This is a genomic window from Microseira wollei NIES-4236, assembly GCF_020521235.1.
Classification (GTDB): Bacteria; Cyanobacteriota; Cyanobacteriia; order Cyanobacteriales; family Aerosakkonemataceae; genus Microseira; species Microseira wollei.
In genome coordinates this window covers 40831-62494 of sequence record NZ_BLAY01000012.1, presented here as the reverse complement: position 1 = coordinate 62494, position 21664 = coordinate 40831, and the positions used below count along the sequence as shown (strand labels likewise).

Annotated in this window: 17 protein-coding genes and 1 tRNA gene; 6 read left to right on the top strand and 12 right to left on the bottom strand. The window is 45.6% G+C overall.

Going from position 1 to position 21664, the window contains the following annotated elements:
* Positions 1–490: 490 nt before the first annotated feature.
* The 3 genes from psbU to MiSe_RS05790 all read right to left on the bottom strand — a co-directional run bounded on the left by psbU (position 491) and on the right by MiSe_RS05790 (position 3332).
* Entirely contained in the window at positions 491–919 is a 429-nt protein-coding gene (psbU, locus tag MiSe_RS05800) for a photosystem II complex extrinsic protein PsbU (protein WP_226575906.1), read from the bottom strand.
* 374 nt (positions 920–1293) lie between these two features.
* Positions 1294–2286: an adenylate/guanylate cyclase domain-containing protein gene (locus MiSe_RS05795; protein WP_373872760.1), complete on the bottom strand. Its 993-nt coding sequence runs from the start codon at positions 2284–2286 to the stop codon at positions 1294–1296.
* Positions 2287–2597: 311 nt separating this feature from the next.
* Positions 2598–3332 (bottom strand): DUF3120 domain-containing protein, encoded by a 735-nt coding sequence (locus MiSe_RS05790; RefSeq protein WP_373872757.1) that lies wholly within the window; start codon positions 3330–3332, stop codon positions 2598–2600.
* Between the two features lie 248 nt (positions 3333–3580).
* Here MiSe_RS05790 and MiSe_RS05785 point away from each other — a divergent pair, with 248 nt between their 5' ends.
* Complete coding sequence (locus MiSe_RS05785; protein ID WP_226575902.1) at positions 3581–4558, top strand: undecaprenyl-diphosphate phosphatase; 978 nt, start codon at positions 3581–3583, stop codon at positions 4556–4558.
* Between the two features lie 71 nt (positions 4559–4629).
* Positions 4630–6036, top strand: coding sequence for a DUF512 domain-containing protein (locus MiSe_RS05780; RefSeq protein ID WP_226575900.1), 1407 nt, complete (start codon positions 4630–4632; stop codon positions 6034–6036).
* Between the two features lie 140 nt (positions 6037–6176).
* Here the strand turns inward: MiSe_RS05780 and MiSe_RS05775 are convergent, their stop codons facing one another.
* The 8 genes from MiSe_RS05775 to MiSe_RS05740 form a co-directional block, all read right to left on the bottom strand.
* Positions 6177–6668, bottom strand: a complete 492-nt coding sequence (locus MiSe_RS05775; protein WP_226575898.1) for an ureidoglycolate lyase — start codon at positions 6666–6668, stop codon at positions 6177–6179.
* A 21-nt stretch (positions 6669–6689) separates the two neighbouring features.
* A complete protein-coding gene (locus MiSe_RS05770; protein WP_226575897.1) occupies positions 6690–7955 on the bottom strand; it encodes a hypothetical protein in 1266 nt (421 codons plus the stop codon).
* 37 nt (positions 7956–7992) lie between these two features.
* Positions 7993–9987 carry a DNA cytosine methyltransferase gene (locus MiSe_RS05765; RefSeq protein WP_226575895.1) on the bottom strand — a complete coding sequence of 665 codons (1995 nt, stop codon included), beginning with the start codon at positions 9985–9987 and terminating at the stop codon, positions 7993–7995.
* A 149-nt stretch (positions 9988–10136) separates the two neighbouring features.
* Positions 10137–10493: a DUF5615 family PIN-like protein gene (locus MiSe_RS05760; protein WP_226575893.1), complete on the bottom strand. Its 357-nt coding sequence runs from the start codon at positions 10491–10493 to the stop codon at positions 10137–10139.
* Positions 10486–10884, bottom strand: coding sequence for a DUF433 domain-containing protein (locus tag MiSe_RS05755; protein ID WP_226575886.1), 399 nt, complete (start codon positions 10882–10884; stop codon positions 10486–10488). Before MiSe_RS05755 ends, MiSe_RS05760 begins: the two co-directional genes overlap by 8 nt.
* A 240-nt stretch (positions 10885–11124) precedes the next feature.
* Positions 11125–11196 (bottom strand) — tRNA-Lys (locus MiSe_RS05750).
* A 60-nt stretch (positions 11197–11256) separates the two neighbouring features.
* Entirely contained in the window at positions 11257–12090 is an 834-nt protein-coding gene (locus tag MiSe_RS05745) for an alpha/beta fold hydrolase (protein WP_226575884.1), read from the bottom strand.
* 36 nt (positions 12091–12126) lie between these two features.
* Positions 12127–12849 (bottom strand): lysophospholipid acyltransferase family protein, encoded by a 723-nt coding sequence (locus MiSe_RS05740; protein WP_226575882.1) that lies wholly within the window; start codon positions 12847–12849, stop codon positions 12127–12129.
* Between the two features lie 357 nt (positions 12850–13206).
* Here MiSe_RS05740 and metG point away from each other — a divergent pair, with 357 nt between their 5' ends.
* The 4 genes from metG (at position 13207) to lptC (ending at position 20147) form a co-directional block, all read left to right on the top strand.
* Positions 13207–14811: a methionine--tRNA ligase gene (metG, locus tag MiSe_RS05735; RefSeq protein WP_226575880.1), complete on the top strand. Its 1605-nt coding sequence runs from the start codon at positions 13207–13209 to the stop codon at positions 14809–14811.
* Between the two features lie 93 nt (positions 14812–14904).
* Positions 14905–15525 carry a LabA-like NYN domain-containing protein gene (locus MiSe_RS05730; RefSeq protein WP_226575878.1) on the top strand — a complete coding sequence of 207 codons (621 nt, stop codon included), beginning with the start codon at positions 14905–14907 and terminating at the stop codon, positions 15523–15525.
* Between the two features lie 530 nt (positions 15526–16055).
* Positions 16056–18905: a TIGR02921 family PEP-CTERM protein gene (locus MiSe_RS05725; protein WP_226575877.1), complete on the top strand. Its 2850-nt coding sequence runs from the start codon at positions 16056–16058 to the stop codon at positions 18903–18905.
* Between the two features lie 75 nt (positions 18906–18980).
* Positions 18981–20147, top strand: coding sequence for an LPS export ABC transporter periplasmic protein LptC (gene lptC / locus MiSe_RS05720; protein WP_226575875.1), 1167 nt, complete (start codon positions 18981–18983; stop codon positions 20145–20147).
* A gap of 117 nt (positions 20148–20264) precedes the next feature.
* Here lptC and MiSe_RS05715 read toward each other — a convergent pair whose 3' ends face one another.
* On the bottom strand, positions 20265–21569 hold the full coding sequence (locus MiSe_RS05715; RefSeq protein ID WP_226575873.1) for a D-alanyl-D-alanine carboxypeptidase: 1305 nt from the start codon (positions 21567–21569) through the stop codon (positions 20265–20267).
* Positions 21570–21664 lie beyond the last annotated feature (95 nt).

Sequence of the window (21664 nt, the reverse complement as noted above, 5' to 3'; positions counted from 1 at the left end):
GCAATACTCGGTCGGCGTCTGGTAACGACAATTCAACTGTTTGATCTGGCTGTAAATTTAGCAGCGTTTATGATTCCAACTGTTGATTGAGCATCTCTTGCCAAATGCTTCAGTATTTGTAATTCTACATCGATTGCTCTACCTATTTTGTATAGTTTTATCTTTTGATTCTTTTATTCATAATACTTCGCCTCTTACAGAAGAGGGTTAATTAAGTTTATCTGTAAAAATTCCCACTACAACTACAGTAGTGGGAATTTTGAGGATTTAGCTTTTTACTATCTAGCTGGACTTAAGCCAGAAGAACCTAGAAACCGGGTTTCCAGCTGCGATCTCTAGTTCTAAAGCGACGATTTTTCATAGAAACCCGGTTTCTTTGCCATAGTCCCGATCTAGCTGGAAGTGCGACGGGCAAGCGGCGGGTGGATAATTTTTTCCATTACCCATTACCCTCGTGACCCAGGCGGTCGCCTGGGAATGCCATTACCCATTACCGATAGACACCGTTATTAATCCGATCGTCTCCTTCGACCAAGGATGTCTCGACATCAGTGACGGTAAATTCATCCAAGTTGGCTTGCAGCAGTTGTTTTTGGCGATCGCTGAGTCCGGGAATGTCCAGCACGTCTTCTACCTTTTCGTAGGGAGCATTTTCGACAATTTTCTTCGCCAGGTTGGGGAACATCCCTGGCAGCTTCCTAAAGGCTCGCACGTTCGTGTTGTTCAAGTCGATTTTGTAGCCCATCTCGCCTAACTTTTCGTCCACCTTGTTCCGCAGTACCTCGGCTGCTAAAACCGGGTTTGGGCGAAATGCGATATCGGTCAAAGACGCTGCCATTGCCGCTTGGGTTTGACCCAGCCATCCCAGGCATCCTACGACCAAAGCTGCTATTGTTAACAAACGTAACAATCCTTTCATAAATCAGTACCTCCCTCAAAGATGGGTTTTTTGCCCACACACAGCATGTATCAAAGATTATTATGCGGTTTTTGCAGCTCCTATTATTAAAGCTCCGTTTGCGAACTTTTGCACCGTACATCCCGGTTTTACGGGTTCGTTCTCAGTCAGCTGCAGGAGCGGCAGCAAAACTGGGTCAGGACAGGGGCACGCGAGGCCAGAAACCCGGTTTTTTCGCCGATTTATCCCTGTCAAACCCAGGATTTTTGCTAAAAACCGGGTTTCTTGGCCTAAATCCTATGGGTGTGTTCAGCGGATTACCGCTTTGCCCATGCTCGATTATTCCAGACAGAGGGTTTGGGATCAAGCCTGTGGCCTGGCTCAAGAAGCCCATTTTACTGAAGTTGCCTTTGCCATAGAGCCTCCAGATCCACAAAAGTTCCGGCATAGGTGACGGTCGGGCTATCGTAGCCTTTCAGATGCACCGTGTGTTGCTGGAAACCAGCTTGCTCTATCCCCAAAGGCAAGAGATATTCGTAAGTTGCTTCGCCGAAAGCGACATCGAGGCGCAGTTCTTTGGTAGAGGATTCTAAGCGAAAGGCAGCATTCACCGTATCGCCCAGAGCGGTGTAATCTGGGCGATCCCCACTGCCGGTATTGCCTACCATGGCATACCCTGTATTGATCCCCGCTCCTATTCGCAACGGGAAGGGTAAGGGGTATTGCATATTAAGCTCGCGAGTCATTTTATACAGATCGTTCAACGCCCCACACACCTGAGCGATCTCGCTGGTAGTGACTTTTTGGCTGCCATGAAACCAAACTGCCATCACCGCATCGCCGATATATTTGTCCACCCAGCTGCCGTATTTGCGAATAATGCTGCCGGAATGACGAAACCAGGTGCCGATGACTTCTGAGAGGATCTTTTCATCGAGTTGCCTGGTTAAAACGGTAAAGTCGCGAATGTCAACCACCATGACCGAGATTAGACGGCGCACGTGTAACGCAGAAGTCGCCGTTAAATCGTCTGAGATCAAGTTACCAGTCGAGAAAGGCTGGTGCATCCCGCCAGGGCAGAAAAACTCCAGTTCGGTCTGACCGAACGTGAGGCGATCGCCGTGTCGTAACGTTACGGGTACGCTGACTCGTCGTCCGTTGACAAACGAGCCGTTACGACTGCCGAGATCGATTAAATAAAATTCTCCCGTTTCCATACACTGCAACATGGCATGGTTCCGAGAAATCCAGCGGTCTGTGATTACGAAGTTGTTGTCATCACTCCGACCAATAGTCCAGCAATGACTACCCACTAATGGCAGGTAGCGATTTCCGGATTCGGTCCGCAGTAACAGATAAGGAGTGGAAGTGGGTTGCAATGTCACCACCGACTGAAAAGCCACCTAGAGCCAGCCAGAGTTTTTAACCTTGTTTGACAATCTCGGCTACAGCCGAGGGATTTTTGGGGTTGCGCGTCACCTTTTGGCCAACAGATAACGAGTCTTCGACCAGATTGGTAATGCTCGCCCATTCCTTTTAGATTCCCGCGTGCCCTCAAGTACTCGTTCGAGTCTAACCTGCAAAAGGGATGCCTGCTTAGCCAAGATCGCTTACCACAGTTCCCGAGCGCTGTCTTTTCCAGAAAATAGCACTTCAGGCACTCGAGCTGCTGGGAATACAGGCAAGGTGAACTGCTCGCTTAGGCGGCTCTTGCAGCCAGCCAAAACAGGCTATCCACCATAATTGTACTCAAGACTGCTCCACTGAACGCCCACCAGTGTAACTGCCCGCAGCGCAACGGTAAAGTCCCCACAATTAGGAGAATTACAGCCAGTGCTGCTGCTGATGCGATCCCCCAGGGTGTCTGGACTTGTGCCAGCGCTTGTTGCAATATCGGTGTCGCTAATTCCGGTTCTACCCGCATCAACTGCCGCCAAAAAGGAATCAAATCCACTATGTAAAAATACAGATCCGTCACCGCCGTGCCAAACAAGGAACCGATATAAAACCAATTTCCCATCTGCCCCCAACGACGACTCAAGCATACTAAAGCAAAGGGTAATCCGATCGCCTCCACCGGCAAGTGAATTAAAGGTTCCCAGCGCCACCAACCCCAATAAATCGACCCAGCTAACCAACTCCAAGTGAAACCCACCAGTAAATCTCCCCAGAGATGGGTTTCCTTGCGCCTCCACAGCGCCACAGCCAGACCTAACCAGCCAATTGTTAAAACCAAACTCAACCACGGCAGCAGCCGTACTAAGGGCGCTTGGATAAATACCGGCACTGAAACTAGAAAAGACGCCGCCGCGAAGGTTAACCAGGCTTTCTTCGAGCCAATCCGCCACCGGGTGGTAGATTTGCTCGCCTTTGGCGGCGTTGAAGCAATCGCGGTTGGAACGGGGGTGTAGGCAGACAAGGTATTGTTTAACAACGTATTTTTAATTTTTGTTACTTTAGTTAATTTTATGTAATATATCACTAAAATTATCCCCCAGGGGGGCATTGTTAATCTTATCGTAGTTGGACGAGACTGTCATGGGGCAGGTGAGCGGGTGAGCGGGTGAGCAGGGGAGATGGGGAGAATCTACATTCAAATGCCCCTAGACCTCTGCTCCATCTGCCCATCTGCCCCCCTGCCCCCCTGCCCACCTGCCCACCTGCCCGATTGGCAAAAACACTATGGCTTTATCAAGAAATCAACTACTGACATTCACAAGTATGGGAGTGACTAGCGCCATTCTGGCGTTGCCCATAAAAGCTATTAGCACGCAACTGGCACAGGCGACTGCACCGGCGTCAGTCGCGGGTGATGTGGCTCAGGTAAATATATTTCAGGCAATTATTTTAGGGGCAGTGCAGGGATTGACCGAGTTTTTGCCCATCAGCAGCACGGCGCATTTAAAAGTCGTGCCGGTAGCATTGGGGTGGGGAGATCCGGGAGTTGCTTTTACAGCAGTAATTCAGCTGGGGAGCATCGCCGCCGTGCTGTGGTACTTCTGGCGGGATATCACGAATATTACCGTGGGAGCGATCGCGGCAATTTCCCGCCAGGATTATCAAGATAACGACTTCCGCATGGCAGTGGGAATTGCTCTGGGAACCATACCCATTGTCTTTTTTGGACTGCTGATTAAGAAATTTATTCCCGATTTTGATAACTCGCCCCTCCGGAGTATGGGAGCGATCGCAACTGCTTCGATTGTCATGTCCCTGTTGCTGGGAGTAGCAGAAAAAGTCGGAACTCGCAAGCGCGATTTTAACAAGTTAGGCGTCAAAGATGGCGTTTTAATGGGGTTAGCCCAGGCAATGGCGTTAATTCCCGGCGTTTCTCGTTCCGGTTCAACCCTCACCGCTGGATTATTTATGAGTTTGAAGCGAGAAACAGCGGCGAGGTTCTCATTTTTACTCGGAATTCCAGCAATAACACTAGCTGGGTTGGTAGAGTTTAAAGGTGTGCTAGAAACAGGATTTGCGGGTATCGGACCCATTCCCCTGCTATTCGGGGTAATTTCAGCGGCAGTATTTTCCTATCTTTCCATCGCGTGGTTGTTACGTTTTTTACAAACCAAGAGTACGTTTGTGTTTATCGCGTACCGATTGGTGTTTGGGGTGGTAATTTTGGCAGCGCTCGCCGCTGGATTGTTGCAAAATATCTGATAGGCGGTTAATTGTTCATCGCTACAGGTAATAGCAATGAACAATTAACAATTAGCAATGAGCAATTAGCAATGAGCGAGACTGCAATTCGTCCAGCTTTAATTACCAGGGTGCTGCCCAATTCTATCGGTGCTGAGATTGGGTTTGAAGTCGGCGATCGCTTAGTTGCCATCAACGGCAAAAAACCCCGCGATCTGATCGATTATAAATTCCTATGTTCCGATGAAATACTGGAATTGGAAGTATTAGACGCTGCTGGCAAAACCCATAAAATTGAAATCGAAAAAGACTGGGACGACGATTTAGGGATAGAATTTGAAACCGCCCTCTTCGACGGTTTAATTCAGTGTAATAACCGCTGTCCGTTTTGCTTCATCGATCAACAACCACCAGGGAAACGAGAATCTCTCTATCTTAAGGATGATGACTATCGCCTCAGTTTCCTTTATGGGTCTTACTTAACCTTAACTAATCTTACCCAAAGAGAATGGGAACGCATCGCACAAATGCGCCTATCCCCCCTCTACGTATCCGTTCACGCAACGGAACCAGAAATACGCATTCGCCTGCTAAAAAATCCCCGCGCTGGACAAATTTTAGAGCAGATAAAGTGGTTTCAAGAAAAGCGTTTGCAAATTCACGCCCAAGTAGTTGTTTGTCCCGGCATTAACGACGGCATACATCTAGAAAGAACCTTACTAGATTTAGCCAAATTTCACACAGGTGATGTACCGGCAATAGCATCTGTAGCAGTAGTTCCAGTAGGGTTAACTCGCTTTCGCCCGTCAGAAGACGAATTAAAGCCAGTAACTCCCGAAAAAGCCCAAGAAGTTATTGCCCAAGTACAACAAATTCAAGCCTTATTGCAACAAGAAAGAAATATACCAACTGCAAAACCTAGACATAAAAGTAAACTGCTGAATCCAAACCCAAAAACTCAAAATCAAACATCCCAGTGTATTTGGTTAGCAGACGAATGGTTTTTAATCGCCAAACAGGAATTGCCCCCCGAATCTCACTACGAAACTTATCCCCAAATAGACAACGGCGTCGGTTCAATTCGCCTATTTTTGAGACAGTTTGAAGAGGCTGCAAAACGCCTGCCAAACCAAGTTTCCCCGCCGCGAAGATTGACATGGGTAGTCGGTAATGCGGTTGAATTGGCATTTCAACCGATTCTGCAACGACTTAATGGAGTAGAAGGATTAGAAGTAAATATGGTCGCCCTTTGTAGCGACTATTGGGGACAGCAAATAACCGTCACTGGTTTGTTGACAGGAAAGGATTTGTTAGCTGGTTTACAAGGGCAAGAATTAGGGGATGCAATTTTGTTACCTTCCCTGATGCTGAAGCATGGAGATTCTCGCTTTTTAGATGATATGACGGTTGAAGAACTTGCCGATAAATTGGGGATAAAAATTGTGCCGGTAAGTGGGGTTAAAGGGTTGATTGATGCGTGTAGAAACCTCTCCCCCTAGCCCCCTCTCCTGCAAGGAGAGGGGGGACAAGAGCAATTAATTGCTTGTTTGCTTGTTTCCAGGCTCAGCCTGGAAACAAAGTAACCGGAGGCTCTGCCTCCCTAAGAAAAAAGGCAATTAGCAATTAGCAATTAGCCAATTTAAACGATTTCTAATTCTAAGTTTTGGTTTTGTAAGATGTTATAAGTGTCGTGGTCGATGATATTTGTATCGCTGAGTTCTAGGTTGTAGAAATCCACAAATTCACCATCGAAATAAGGGCCAGCGTGCCAGGTTCCTACTTCTAATTTAATAAAACAATTGCCAGGAATCCTAAAAGCGGATATTTCTTCTAATTTAGGTGCGGGTGCTTCACTTGGTGGGGCAACTGCCATTAACCATTCTTTGCCTTCGAGGGAACCTAAACATTGAGTGCATTTGACGTGGCGAGTAATTTTGTGAAATTTACGCCCTCTTTCGGTAAGACGCATGATGTAGAAGCGCGGAATACCGTTGTTGAGTACCAATTGAGCATCAGTTGAATCGTAGTGTTTTCCGTCGGATGAGGCGTATATAACTTGACCGTAAGGTTGAAAGTTTTCTGGCGAGATTAACTGGGCGGGCAATTGTTTGAGTAATTTGGTTTCGCTCATGGGGTGACTCCTGTTTTGTGTTTAATTTTCTAAGATTGCTTTCAAACTGGTGAGCCATTGATGGCAAGGTTCATCAATCGGCGCAATCTCTCTACGTCTTTGCGCCAGCGATTCGGTATAAGCCGTAATCCATGCGCTTGCTAGTTCTTTCTCTGTTATTAAGCTATCTCCTATACCTCGCTCAAATTGCTTTTTAACCCAATTTATAAAAGTTAATATTTCTATATAAATCCCCAACTCATCTTCTATTTCTTGACATCTCGCTAAAATTTCTTCTAGTCGATCTGGTTCCACACTCGTAACAAAGCCAGCAATCGCAACAGTTGGGTTTGCTATAAGTTTATCTGCTAGTTCTTCCAGTTCATCTCGTAAGTAAGATTTGCCATATTTTGCGTCCCATGATTCAACAATTTGTTGTGCTGACAATAACTCAATATCGCCTACATTGCCATGTTTTTTATTTGCCGATCTCATCTGAGAAAGAGGCTTTAAGACTCCCTCAGCCAGAATTTGACAGTCTTGCATGGCTTGCATCAGACTATGCATAGCGATTTCCATAATTCTGGCAGCATAATCAGATTCATTTATATGTCTCTCTATGAGCGCGGTGATGCGTTCCTGATTAACAGGTTGATTTGAATTTAAAAATTGCTGTAAGTTTGCTATTGTTTGTGCAGCTAATGCTTTAAATTCATTGGCTCGATTCCAAAGTTGTGACAGCAAGTAATTCAAGGCTGATTCAGGCAATATCTCATTATTTTCAATCGACTCTACAATCCTTAGCCATTCTTGACGAGCGCCTCTAATATTAGCTTTATAGACGGGTGTATAAGGATAATTTTCTGCTAAACTGCGCGTCATCATAAATCCATCTGCGTTCAGTCTCAGCAAATCATATTTACGCAAAACAGGCGTTATATACTGTTTATCCAAAGAGCGCATTGATATACCATCTTGCCATGAAAAGTCTCTTCTACCTACGCTGCCTTTATGTAACCTTATGCTTTGGGTGGGTTCGATTGCTTTTACACATAATTGCAGAACTGTTAAACCTATCAACGCCCTTCCCACTTCGCTGGTTACTGACTCCACAAGTTTATTGAGAGTATCTAGATTAATTTGACTAAGGCGTGAGAAGTCAAGTTCTGCTAAATTGTCTCTACATCTAATAATTTGTTGTTCGAGATAACCCTTAGAGAGTTCTCCAGCTATTTTTTGATATTTAAGTTTAGCAGACTGACTCATGCCACCTTCTAAGAAAACCTGTATAGTTCCATCAGGCAGCACCAGTTCACTCCTAGTTCTGAATACTCGTAGATGCAACTCACTCATCACCTTCTCCTAAATGTTTACGGAGTTGAACACTTCTGGGTGTTAGGGTTGGAAATGCATAGGGTATTAAATACTCACCTTTGGAAATTTGAGGATTTGTATTGTGGTTTCTGACTTCGTAACCCATGCTGCGTAAATATTTTAGGTGAGCAAATACCTGATCTACCTTAATTCCCCATAACTGCGATATTTCTTGAGCTTGTAGTTGCTTGGCAACTCCTATACCTCTAACCACACATTGCACTATGCGCCAGATTGGGGAAACTTTTAATGTGGGCTGAAAAGTTAGTATTCCGCTAATCCGAGGATTGTACTGATAATAACCAGAAAGCTGAACTAAGTCAGCTTTCCCTGTAAGATTGATCAGTTTTTCTTCAAAGGCTTTCCACAATGCTGTAAAGATTAGCAAATCTAGATCGCTAGCGCACAACCTGACCTTATTAGTTCCTAAACCCCAATCTTCATGACCCCAAGATGGGATGATGTCAATAACATATTGATTTTCGCTGTTAGATAAACCTTTGTGAGCTTCTATTATCCAGCAAGACTGCTTCAGAATGTACTTAAGATTAACTTTCAGACTATGAGGAACTTCTTGTTCATTCCAAGCAAAGTCTGTAGATAAAAACCTTACAGACTCTTCTTGGATGGTATAGTTAGCTGATGACTTTGAAGTGAATTTTTCTGTCTTTTGTAAGTGCGCGATCGCATCGAGTGCCTTTTGAGCATATACCTCTGTCAACTTGCGTTTGCGCTGTCTAAATCCTAGTTGCTTATTTGGTTGCAAGTAATACATCGGAAAGGGTAGCGCCATACCCAGGATCTGATCCAAAATACTGAGAGCTAAAATTCGACCCAACTGTGGGGGTACGGAATTGCCAATCTGTTCAATACAAACTTGGTGATTCCCCACAATCTCATAAGTATCGGGAATCGTTTGCAACCGTTTGAGTTCTGCAATCGTAAATCGCCGGTTCTCCCAGCTAAAAGGCCCTGTGTATTGCCCTCCCTGTGCTTTAATAGTCCTTACTGGCGTTTCGGGATCGGCTTTGTAGAGAAAATCAGAAAACTTCGATCGCCAGCTAAATACTGGGTTGGGGTGACCCATTTCTTTTGTGTAAAAACTGTAATTTAATCCGGGCGGTATTTGTTTAAGTAAGTGTCCGTATCTGCCACCAATCCCTTCCTCGATATCTGATGTATCAATACCTTCAACAGCCTCTCCTGCTGAATAAAAAGGTTCGCAATCGGGAGAATCAGGGCCATGAGTGGGAGAGGGAAATAAATAACTTCCTTCTCGAATTCCCACAATAAATAACCGTTCTCTATGCTGCGGTACTCCATAATCTGCTGCATCAAGAATGCGAGAATAAATTGTGTATCCTGCTTGTTTAAAAGCATTTTGAATTTGTTGCCAAGCTTCCCCTTTTTGCGCTCCAGTGATTCCGTAAACGTTCTCAAACAAAAATCCTTTTGGTTGCAGCGTTTTGATTAAGCGGACATACTCTTGAAACAGAGTACCGCGAGAATCGCTAATTCCAGCCACGCCAGATGCTCTACGACCAGCGGCAGAAAAGGTTTGGCAAGGAGGGCCACCGATAATAAAATCTATTGCTAAATCCGGACTCGGAAAAAATTCTCGAATATCGATGCAAGTTGGTTGGGAATTTTCTAGCCATTTTCCTGGTATTGAGTTTCTTTCTAGTGTCTGCACGTACTTGGCTTCAATCTCAACCATCTGAACAATATCAAAGCCAGCATTATGAAAAGCGATATCTAGTCCTCCACCACCAGAGAACAAACTCAAGGTTCTAATTGGAGAATGACCTTTTTCGGCGAGCCATCTGCGGAGAGATAAGCCAAATTGATCGGGCCAAGCTGGACAAGGTTTGACACCAAGAGACTGTAACATTTCCTGAAACCAAACAACTTTATTTGGCTCGGTATCAGGTAGCTTCAAAGGTAGAGACAATTGTATTCCGGTCATGCTTAATTGCAACTAGCGAAGAAGAAACATTTTTTCATTTTGGATAATTTTATCAGATGCGTTAGCGAACCTATCCGTTGGCGAAGCCTTTCCGAAGGAAATAGGAATCGCACCCTCTCCACCCCATTCTACCAATAAAGCGCGATCGCTCACCTTCGCCATTGATTCAGCCAGCGTACTTGTCCCACCCAGTCAGCAGCTTGCGTCTCTGATAACAAACGATCCAAAGCAGAAATTAACTCAGAAAGTGTCCAACTATTTTGGGCAGCCAGGATAATACCGCCATGTTTGGAATAAAGTTCAGCTAATACTAAAAAATCGCGAATATTGAAAGTAAAAATACACCGTCCTTGAGCTGTTGCCCCTAACAACTGCATCTCATCGCTGGCATCCAAGGGCATCCAATCAGTTGGCGTGCGAGTGACATCGTGACCGCGAGAAACTAAAGCTTGATGCAGCGCTTTAATAGATGTATCGGCATCCAGGTGCAACTTTGGACTAGACATTCGCTGCTTCCAAAGTTTGCTCAGATGCGATCGCTTCGTCTATTTCCACTTTATGCTCGGCATAAAATGCCAGCGCTTCATTCACTTGTTTCTCATTAATGCCATATTCAAGAGCAATTTGATTGGGCGATAAACCCCATTTTTGGGCAGCAACTGCAACAACTTGCACCCGCAAACGAGTTCCCCGCAACACTGGTACTAACTGACCGCTAGCACCGCGATAATATGTAATCTCAGGAAACCTCGCTTGATCGAGTTGCTGGCTTAATTGACCTACTTTTTCCGCTACAGCCCACAGAATAAACTCATCTATAGAAATGCCTTGCTGCGTGGCATATTCTTGTACTTTTTGCTTTAACTGAATCGGTAAATTTAAGGAATAGCCTGCCATTTCTGTTTAACCTGCCAATATCCAGGTACACAAACCTAGAAACCGGGTTTCTTACTGCTATCTCTGGTGACAAAGCGACTATTTTTCATAGAAACCCGGTTTCTTTGCGTCAGTCCTGATCTTATGGTATATCGTCTCCCATTTAAAAAGCCCGCGCAGGCGGGCTTCGTTTGTGTAGCCCCAGGTTTCAACCTGGGGGATTGGGGAATTGGGTAATTGATGTATTGATGCGGGCGATTATGGGTGACCAGGGGCTCGAACCCTGAACCAATAGATTAAGAGTCTACTGCTCTACCATTGAGCTAGTCACCCGCTGCGGATCGCTATCATAACAGATTTCGCTTGAGCTAAGATACAATCCAACATATTTTCTTAAACTCTCCAACTCACAGGCTGATGGTTCGACGCCCAAACCCTGTCCCCACAAGCTAAAAACTTCCGCTCCTTGATGATTTCGTACAGGTTAACATCCCTCTCCAATAGACAAGCATGACCGCTATGGGGCAGCACCACCATTTCAGCATTGGGTAAAACCTTGACAAGATGCTCAGCTTCTGATATTGAAGGCAACAACCGATCCGCAGCACCCGCAAGCACCAGCACGGGTTGGTTGATGCGACGCAATTGGCGATCGCTAACATCGAATTCCTTCAATAAAGATAACCGCCAGACGGCGGTTTTCTGGGGAACCATTTGTACGGCGTCCATCAGCGCTTGGCGATCGCGCGGTGCTATCCTTTCCAAATTGGCTAATACCGGCAACCCGATCAACGAACCGAAGTGATAAAAGCATTCCGGGACAATACGAGTCAGGGGGATGCCAAAATACATCCAAGGGCGACGACTGATAGAAGACGCTGGATTAACCAGAATCACCCGTTCAAACAGCTGAGGCGCGCGGATTGCCACCTTGATTGCCAAGCAAGCCCCAAACGACTCGCCGCATAGATAAACTGACCTTTGGGGGTCTTTTCCGACTTCGGTTTGAATCAAGGCAATTACTTGGTCTGCCAGTACATCCCAGCTTGTCAAGTCATCCGGCGGAATTGCCAAACAGCGGATATCAAAACCTTTTTCTAAACCGGCGGTTTGCGATCGCAGCAACTGACCCGTACCATCCATTCCTGGTAAAAAAACGAACAGGGGATAATCTGGTTTGAGGGATTTGGGCGTCAGGAAGCAGGGATGACTTTTAATCTCTGGCATCGTTCAATTTTGGATTTTGGATGAAAGGATTTTCGCTTAATAGCATCCTTGATCAAGCAGTTGACCAATTTCAGTCTGACAATGTTGGGTGATTTGTGCAACGACTGCTTTCGCCTGTTTGCCCTGGTATTTTTCTCGCTCTTGCTGAGTTATCCAACAAGGGCGACCAATCAGCACGTTGACGCGCCGATATATTACCAGAGGATGCCATCCGGGTTGGTCGAATAAGGGTTCTGAGGGGTCAAACAAACTCAACAGCTTCAGGGGAAATGCGGAATTGACGGTTTCTTCCATTGAAGCGATCGCTACCGGCAAAATCGCCAAATTCCGTACAGGCGATCGCAACGCTAAATGAGCAAATCCCTTGTGGAACTTCTGCATTTGGTTTGCTTGAGTTAATTTCACCATCGGTTTTCCACCCTCCGGAAACACCCCGACCATTTGCTGCGCCTGCAACAGTTGAGTCGCCTGGGTAAAAAACCGCTGCTGTCCTTGTCCCGGTTCATCTAAGGGAAAGCACCCCAAGCGCGCCACAAATTCCCGCAAAATCGGCACCTGACTCATGTAGTGATGGCAAGCAAAACGAATCGGTTGCCCTACAGATGCCATCAGTACCGGCGCATCCATAAAGCTGCGGTGATTGCTCACCACCAGCACCGCAGAAGCTTCCGGGATGCGATCCTGATGGTGGAGAAACAACCGCGTGCCGGTAGCAGCGAGAAACGATTGAGAAATCAGCAGTGGACTATAAGAATACATGGGTTGACAACATCAACAGCAAAAGTTTTTGCAAACATACCTAAACTTTTGTTAACTTTAACCGACTTCACTTGACAAATACCCCTAGATAGAGACACTTTTCCTTTTTGGATCCACCGAAGGTGCAACCAGGGTTATATTGTAGCGATCGCAGCGGATGTAAATTCCAGGCCGCGATTTATTTTCAATTTTTTCAACGGTTGGGCAGCCGTCGCCGGGAGTTTAAATAGTATATTTTTATACCTAAATTTCATAGCATGAGATGCAGCAAATTAAAAGAATAAGCAATAAAATAAGGGAATGATGACACTCATGTATGATTAAAAACAGTTTCGCCTGTTCGATTTTCATTTGTCCATGAATTATACAGATAACAATAAAAACGCATTTGCTCTGACAACGCCTCTATACTACGTAAACGATTTACCCCATATTGGCAGCGCTTATACAACGATCGCAGCGGATGTAGTGGCGCGGTTTCAAAGACTGCAAGGGCGCGATGTGCTGTTAATTACCGGAACTGACGAACACGGGTTAAAAATTCAACAGGCGGCGCAAGGGCGGGGACTCACACCCCAGCAACACTGCGATGAAATTGCCGCCGGGTTTGAGGCTTTGTGGCCTAAGCTCAATATTCAGTATGACCGTTTTAGCCGCACCACGGCTGCTCGCCATCACAATATTGTGAAAGAATTTTTTGGGCGCGTATGGGATCGGGAGGATATTTACTTAGGGCAGCAAAAAGGCTTCTACTGCGTCGCCTGCGAAGAGTTTAAAGAAGAACGGGAACTTTTGCCAGAAGGATTTTGCCCCCTCCACCCAAATAAAAAAACTGAATGGCGGGACGAGCAAAATTACTTCTTCCGACTTTCTAAGTACCAAACCCAACTGGAAAAACTATATCAAGAGCGTCCCGACTTTCTGCAACCAGAAAGCCGCCGCAATGAAGTATTGAACTTTATTAGCCAAGGGCTGCAAGATTTTTCCATTTCGCGGGTAAACTTTGATTGGGGTTTCCCCGTGCCGGTTGACCCCAACCATATCCTTTATGTCTGGTTTGACGCTTTATTGGGTTACGTGACTGCTTTACTCGATCCGGAGGATGAACCAACTCTGGAAAATGCTTTATCTAAATGGTGGCCGATCAATTTACACCTGATCGGTAAAGATATTTTACGCTTCCATGCCCTCTACTGGCCTGCCATGCTCATGTCTGCGGGTTTGCCATTGCCCGGTGGAGTCTTTGTTCATGGCTTTTTGACCAAAGATGGACGCAAGATGAGCAAAAGTTTGGGTAACACCATCGATCCGGTGGCGTTGGTTAACCGCTATGGTGCTGATGCGGTGCGTTATTACTTCATCAAAGAAATTGAATTTGGTCGGGACGGAGATTTTAACGAAACTCGGTTTGTTGATATACTCAATGCCGACTTAGCCGACAATTTGGGAAATTTGCTCAATCGGACTTTATCAATGACCCACAAATATTGCGGCGGAAAGGTTCCCAACCTCTCTGGTGATGATATTCCGGCAGAAAATGGGTTAAAAGCGATGGGAATAACGTTGGGAGAGCAAGTGGCGCAAGCATACGAAGCACTTGCGTTCAGCGACGCCACAGCAGCCATTTTAGCCCTACTTCGTGCCGGGAACAAGTATATCGACGAGCAAGCGCCCTGGACGCTTTACAAGCAAAAACAGCAAGCAGCAGTCGAGCAAGTATTGTACTCGGTTCTAGAATCGGTGCGGCTGGCAGCATATCTCCTGTCGCCCATCGTACCCAATATCGCCCATGACATTTATCAACAATTAAGTTTCGATATCAACTTTAATGACAAAACGCAAATAGCTGTTGCAGCCAGCTTCGCTACCCATGCTAAATGGGGTATATTAACTGGCGGTCAGATATTAAACAAACCCCGCCCCGTGTTTGGGCGTCTGGAACTAGCACCAACAGGTGAGTAATCTGATTCAAGTCCCTACCATCGGCAGATGCTGAAAATGCACCAATCGATAGGATTAATTGATTGATTTGATAAAAAACGAGGAATAACAACTATGTTGAATAATTTGGAAAGAGACTCGGTATTCACGCCAGAACAGGTGTTGGAAAATCGAGGGCGCGTCGCCATTTTTATCGATGGCTCGAATTTATTTTATGCCGCCCTGCAACTTGGCATAGAAATCGATTATACAAAGTTGCTGGTTCGCTTAACTGCCGGATCGCGACTGCTGCGTTCGTTTTTCTATACGGGTGTTGACCGCACTAATGAAAAGCAACAGGGTTTTTTATTGTGGATGCGGCGCAACGGGTATAGAGTAATTGCCAAAGATTTGGTGCAATTACCCGATGGTTCCAAAAAAGCCAATTTGGATGTAGAAATTGCCGTGGATATGATGGCTTTGGTCGGGTCATACGATACGGCTGTTTTGGTTAGCGGCGATGGCGATCTTGCCTATGCAGTCGATGCGGTTAGCTATCGCGGCGTCCGCGTCGAAGTGGTAAGTTTGCGCTCGATGACCAGCGATAGTTTGATCAACGTATCAGACCGCTATATTGACCTGGAACAGATTAAGGATGATATCCAAAAAACTCCCCGTCATGGCGGCTATACCTATCGCCCCCTGTCTGGAATTGGCTTGATGGATGACCACAAAGATAGCGACTATAAAGAATGAAAAATCGAGGTTAAAAAATGAAGGATGAAGCAGGAAAGTTAAATTTATACTTTCTTCTTCATGCTTCAAACTGTCGGTTTTTTATCATAAAAATACTCTCAGCGGCTATCAAATAAATTTATTTTTTATTGGGAATTGGGAATTGGTAATTGCCCCTACAGGTCGTCGCTTGTAGGTTGGGTTGAGGTACGAAACCCAATGTATTAGTCTTGGGTTGTTGGGTTTCTACAAACTAAATTAGGACTGACGCAAAGAAACCGGGTTTCGCTCAAAAATCGTCGCTTTGGAATTAGAAATCTACGCATAAACCCTGTAAAAAAACCGGGTTTCTATCAAAAATCGTCGCTTTTGAACTACAAATCTACGCAGAAACCCCGTTTCTAGGTGAAGTCCTGTAAATGTAAACTTTTATCACAAATTTACTAAATAAATCCCAAAATTATCCTTCTTGCGGTGAGGAAAATAAGGGTATAGTGTCGGTCACGGCATCTATCCCAGAGGCGCTGTTATCCGCTTATTGGAGTGTAAGCATGAAAACCTTACTGCACGTCGCATTCGACGGGATTTTTTGGTTGTGGAATCTCACGTTTCTTTTAGTTGTCTATGTAGGGATATTGCCTTTTATTGGCATTCCCTTGGCACAAGCAACTTTTGCGGGGGAGATCGAACGGGAATTTTTAATTACGCTAGTTGGGTTAATTGCAGTACCAACAATTTGCACTTTGATCGGTTGGATGCAATTTCGCAAACGTCCTTTAGAGTTAATGCGTCTATTTTATGGCGTAGAGGCTCCTTTTTTTCTCCTTTGTATTGTCCGTTTATTCGTGCTGCGGGAACTTACCCCAGCAAGTAATCTGATTGTAGGCACGGTAATTATTTGCATTTTTGCCTTTGTTGTAGAACTACTTTGGGGATATTTGGGAAAAGAAAACAATCTGTCTTTGGGTTTTTACCGCTGGCGGAGCGCAATTCTTCTGCTACCTTGGGTGCAATTAGCAGCACATAGCTTGATGCTTTTTGTGGGGTTATATGTGGGAGTGCTGCTGCTGTTTTATGCAGTACCTGCGGCAAGTGTTTTGCTGGCGGCGTTCTTTTCTTTTCGATGGGTAGAAGAGTTTTGGTGGGCATTGACTCATTATTTCTGGTCAGCACTTTGGACGATACCCACTCTCACAATTCTTTTTGCTGGAAGCGCTACCTTGTTTTTGGCAATGCCTTCTGGTTTGGCAGCATTATACGTTCATTCAGGACAGCGAATTTTACGCGCTTTTGCTGCTCAAAACGGACGCAATAAAACAGCAAAGATTTCTTTAGGTGTAGTAGCGGGTTGGATGCTACTGTTTATGGTGTTGCAACAACAGCCTCAAATTCAAGCGTTTAAGCTGTTAGAAAATCCGCCAAAAACAGATAACCAACGACAAGAACTGCTTGCCAAGTCGGAAGATATCCGTCAGGGATTGGTGAATGCTTACTTATCTTCCTATCGCTATCTCGGTACTTGGAAGGAAAGTAACCAAATTCACGGGATGTATCGCGATGTTTTTAACTTGCCAGAACCGATTTTAGAGGGGTTGCAGAACAGTTATAATCAACTGATTTCGCCCTTTTTATATCAAGGCGATCGCACCGACGACCAAAAAGCAGAAAAACTCTACGCCCAGTTCTTCGATACACCCCTCCAAAAAGGAGAACGGGAAGCAGTTCAACGCGCTTTGAAATCCACTGCAATTTTGGATGATGCCAAAGCTGGGTTGTTAAATATTAACCAGAAAAAGGTCTGGTTGAAAAAACAAGCCGTGACAATTAAAGAACAGGGAAATTGGGCAGATGTAGAAGTTTACGAGGTTTACAACAACCAAACCTTTGATGTTGAGGAAATCTTCTATTCTTTCTCTTTGCCAGAAAGTGCAGTAATTACAGGCATTTGGTTAGGAGATACCGATAAACTTTCCTCGCGCTTTCCTTTCACCGTTTCGCCGCGCGGTGCTGCTCAAAAAGTTTATAATTCCCAAGTACGGCGCCAACGTCCAGTCGATCCGGCATTGTTAGAACAAGTTGGTTCAAGACACTATCGTTTGCGTGCATTTCCCATTCCGCCAAAATTAGAATCTTGGGAAAGAAATAACTCCAATAACCGACCTACAGAAATGCATCTGTGGTTGACTTATAAAGTGATGCGTTCTGAAAATGGGTGGCAACTTCCTAAATTAGGCGAAAAACGCAATATTTTCTGGACAAAAGACACCCAACGCTTCCGCAATGGCAAAGTAATTAAGGGGTTTGAAAAAGATTGGTTAGAAGCATCTTTGCCAGCATCTTCGCAATCGCATAGCTGGCATCAGGTTGATATTAATGGCTACCGAATTACTGCCAAACCCCTAAGCGATCGCGATTATGTTTTACCACAAGGTAAGCGGTTTGCAGTCATTCTCGATAGTTCTCGCAGTATGGGCAACCAAAAGCAAGAATTAGCCAAAACATTCGACTGGTTAAACCAAAAAGTTTTAGCTAATAACTCAGCGGATTTGTACCTAACCGCTGCGGGTGGCGGAGAACCTGAATTTATCGAGGATATTCGCAAGTTTAATCTCAGCAAAAAGACGTTTTACGGCACGCTACAAATTAAGGAAATGTTGCGCCAGTTTGTACAGTTGCAGGGAAATAAAACCTACGACGATATTTTACTGGTGACGGATGAGGGCAGTTATGAATTGTCCGATAATAGCAAGGATGTGCCAAAAATGTCTGCTCCTTTGTGGTTGGTGCATTTGGGTTCTTTACCGCCTGCTTATGATGATGCTACCTTAAAAGCAATTCAAGATAGTGGCGGTGGGGTATCGACTTCCTTGCCGGAAGTATTGCAGCGTTTAGCGACAACGGCAGCGTTGGCGAAACAAATTCAGCCTACAGTTCAACCTGTTGTAAATGCAGAAACAAAGGAAAAAGTTGAAATTAAACCTACGGTGGTAAGTGTAGTAGATGGCTATGCTTGGTATTGGGAAAAAGCCACCGATGCCGCAACAACATCGCCGGGTTTTGAACCATTTGCGGCGCGAATGCTGGTGCAGGGATTGAGTAAGCAAATTGATGGGAAACAACTAGGGCAACTTGATGGGATACATGCGATCGCAAAAACCTATAAAATAGTCACGCCCTATTCTTCCATGATTGTCCTCGTCAACGACGAACAACGGGAAGCACTCAAAAAAGCAGAAGCAGCTGCCGACCGCTTCGACCGTAAGGTAGAAAATGGTAAAGAGCGGTTGAATAAACCTAATAATCCTCTCAATACCAGCATTCCAGAACCGGGAATGGCGATCGGGTTGAGCGCGCTCGCGCTGTTCCTAGCGGCAAACAGAAAACGATACAATCGTTGCTAATGGCTAATGGCTAATGGCTAATTGTTTTTCCACCATTAGCGATTAGCCATTAGCTATTCCCAACAAAGAATGGAAATGAGTAAATTTCTCACCCTGAAGTTTTTATTGATGTTTCTGCTGTTAGGTGTTGGTGCTTGCAGTAGCGAGGGACACACCCGAAAAAAGTTGGAGAAAGATAGCGCTGCAATCCAAAGTTCTGAAACTAACCTGACTTTCAATAATATTACTTTGGAACAAACCGACGCACAGGGGCGACCTTTGTGGAAAGTGAAGACTAAGCAAGCAATTTACAGCAAGGATAAGAAAACTGCTCAAGTTCAAAGTCCCTTCGGTGACTTGTTTCAAGATGGAAAGTTAGTCTATCAAATCACCGCCCAACAGGGGGAAGTTTATGAAGAGGGAAATAAGATTATTTTAAGGGGTCAAATTGTTGCCGTAGATACTCAAGATGGGGCAGTTTTGCGCGGTAATGAAATGGAATGGCGACCAAAGGAAGATGTTTTAATTGTCCGCAACCAAGTCAATGGTACGCATAAACAAATGCAAGTCGCGGCGCAAGAAGCGAGGTCGTTTAGTCGCGCCAGGCGAATGGAATTGGTCGGTCAGGTGGTGGCGACAGCAAAAGAACCGCCTTTACATCTAAAAGGAGAATATTTGGTTTGGCAGATGGAACAGCAAAAAGTAATAAGCGATCGCTTCATCCAAATCGACCGCTACGATAAAAAAAATACCATCACCGACCGCGCATTGGGGCAGCAAGGAGAAGTTGACCTCAAAGCTAAAACTGCTACCCTCAAACAAAACGCCCAAGTCATTGTATCCAACCCTCCCGTCCAAGTTAGCAGTAACTTAATGGTTTGGAACCTCAACGCCGAAACTATTACTTCGGATCAACCCGTTCAAATGTTCCATAGCGAACATCAAATGACAGTAAATGCCATGAAAGGACGACTAGATTTAAAACCAAAAATTGCTTATTTAAATGGCAGCGTCCAAGGCGTAGAAATGCGGCGACAATCGAAACTATTTGCCGACCAAATGACTTGGTTTCTTCCCACCCAAGTTGTAGAAGCGACGGGAAATGTCAACTATCAACAAGTTAATCCACCGATGAATTTAACCGGACCAAAAGCTGTGGGAAAACTTCAGGATCAAACTGTAGCAGTCAGCGGCGGCGGGAGTGGTAACAATGACGGTCAAGTCTCGATTGAAATTATTCCGGAACAATTGAAGAAGCGGTAATGGGTAATGGGTAATTGCTAATTGCTAATTGCTAATTGCTAATTGCTAATTGCTAATTGCTAATTGGTGAAATGTATTCCTATTACCTATTACCCATTACCTATTACCTATTACCTATTACCCACCGAAGACAATTTCAATGCGCTTGGCATCTCCCAAATGCGATCGCACGTTTACACTACTAGGATGGGGAACAATCGTCGTCGGGGGGGGCGTTGCACCCCACTGTTGCACTAATTTTTGCAAAAATCGGTCTTGTTCGGCGCGTAACCCGATGATATCGCCGCCGCGATTGATAATAGTAAACCAAACTAACCCGCGATCGCGCGTTGGCATTACCCCCGCTAACGCACTCACATCCCGCAGGGTGCCAGTTTTAATCGCCGTCGCGGTGGGAATCTGCCGGTGAACCATTGTACCCGTGAGATCGCTCCCCGAAACTGGAAATACATCCCCAATATTCAGTCCGTAGGGTTGCAATTTGCGTTGAATTGCTACTAACATCGCACAAGCGGCGCGGGGAGAAATGCGATTTTCTACCCCCAGTCCGGAACCGTTAATCAATTGTATTTCCCCTCTGGGGAATCCGGCGATCGCTGCTGCGTTATTCGCCACCACTTGATGACCCCCCACTAAATCCGCAATCTTTTGCGATAGCTTATTATCGCTGTATACATTGACAATTTTGAGTATTTGTGATAAAGGCAGCGAGCGATGACGTAACAGCAATTGAGTTCGAGTTGGCTCGGGCGCAACGATGACGTTACCGGCAATTTGTAACAGGGGTTTGGGGGTTCCGGGAGCCATGGAACGGTGGGCTAAACTGGCACTGCGAGGCCAAGTTTTAGCATGGAGTCCAAGTTTGAGCAATTGACCAGATTCGGCGAGGGTAGGGGCGTAATTGATCGCGAAATTGCCGGAAACGATGAGATTGCCAGTAACGCGGCGGATGCCCATGCGATTGAGGGCATTGCCGAGAGCGATCGCTTCTTCCCACAGAAACACCGGATTGCCCCGCCCAGACACCACCAAATCCCCCTGCAACACCCCATTTTTAATCGGCCCGGTAGTGCTAACAAGCGTTTCAAACTGGTGCGAAGGATGCCAAATTGCCAACGCCGCCAACGTTGTAGCAATCTTCGTCAGGGACGCCGCAGGTTTTGGCGTCGTCCCCTGCTTATTTGCCAACAATACCGGGCCAGACTGCATCCACACCGCCTGTCCCCCGCTGGGGCCTTTACTGGCTAAATCTTTGAAATATTGCCCTAAGGTCGCCGTCGTAGCTGGCTCTGGCTGCGCTGGAACGACAAATCCCGGCGTATCCAGCCAAGATAGTCGCTGATCAGCATCCAGTTTAGAGCGATGCAGTCCTGCCATATCCAGCCATACAGACATTACCCCAGAGCTAAATAATTCCAGCATGTTTCCGTTCTCTCCTATTCACGCATCGGTCAGTTGTGCAGGTGGGCAGGTGTGCAGGTGTGCAGGTGAGATTTTCAGAGAGATTTTCCGACAGA

What these genes read in the sequence shown, in the direction of transcription:
- MiSe_RS05740 (WP_226575882.1), bottom strand. Translation starts at nt 12,849, where the DNA reads ATGTATTCTTATAGTCCACTGCTGATTTCTCAATCGTTTCTCGCTGCT.
- lptC (WP_226575875.1), top strand. Translation starts at nt 18,981, where the DNA reads ATGAGTAAATTTCTCACCCTGAAGTTTTTATTGATGTTTCTGCTGTTA.
- MiSe_RS05745 (WP_226575884.1), bottom strand. Translation starts at nt 12,090, where the DNA reads ATGCCAGAGATTAAAAGTCATCCCTGCTTCCTGACGCCCAAATCCCTC.
- MiSe_RS05775 (WP_226575898.1), bottom strand. Translation starts at nt 6,668, where the DNA reads ATGAGCGAAACCAAATTACTCAAACAATTGCCCGCCCAGTTAATCTCG.
- metG (WP_226575880.1), top strand. Translation starts at nt 13,207, where the DNA reads ATGAATTATACAGATAACAATAAAAACGCATTTGCTCTGACAACGCCT.
- MiSe_RS05715 (WP_226575873.1), bottom strand. Translation starts at nt 21,569, where the DNA reads ATGCTGGAATTATTTAGCTCTGGGGTAATGTCTGTATGGCTGGATATG.
- MiSe_RS05725 (WP_226575877.1), top strand. Translation starts at nt 16,056, where the DNA reads ATGAAAACCTTACTGCACGTCGCATTCGACGGGATTTTTTGGTTGTGG.
- psbU (WP_226575906.1), bottom strand. Translation starts at nt 919, where the DNA reads ATGAAAGGATTGTTACGTTTGTTAACAATAGCAGCTTTGGTCGTAGGA.
- MiSe_RS05755 (WP_226575886.1), bottom strand. Translation starts at nt 10,884, where the DNA reads ATGGCAGGCTATTCCTTAAATTTACCGATTCAGTTAAAGCAAAAAGTA.
- MiSe_RS05765 (WP_226575895.1), bottom strand. Translation starts at nt 9,987, where the DNA reads ATGACCGGAATACAATTGTCTCTACCTTTGAAGCTACCTGATACCGAG.
- MiSe_RS05730 (WP_226575878.1), top strand. Translation starts at nt 14,905, where the DNA reads ATGTTGAATAATTTGGAAAGAGACTCGGTATTCACGCCAGAACAGGTG.
- MiSe_RS05780 (WP_226575900.1), top strand. Translation starts at nt 4,630, where the DNA reads ATGAGCGAGACTGCAATTCGTCCAGCTTTAATTACCAGGGTGCTGCCC.
- MiSe_RS05785 (WP_226575902.1), top strand. Translation starts at nt 3,581, where the DNA reads ATGGCTTTATCAAGAAATCAACTACTGACATTCACAAGTATGGGAGTG.
- MiSe_RS05760 (WP_226575893.1), bottom strand. Translation starts at nt 10,493, where the DNA reads ATGTCTAGTCCAAAGTTGCACCTGGATGCCGATACATCTATTAAAGCG.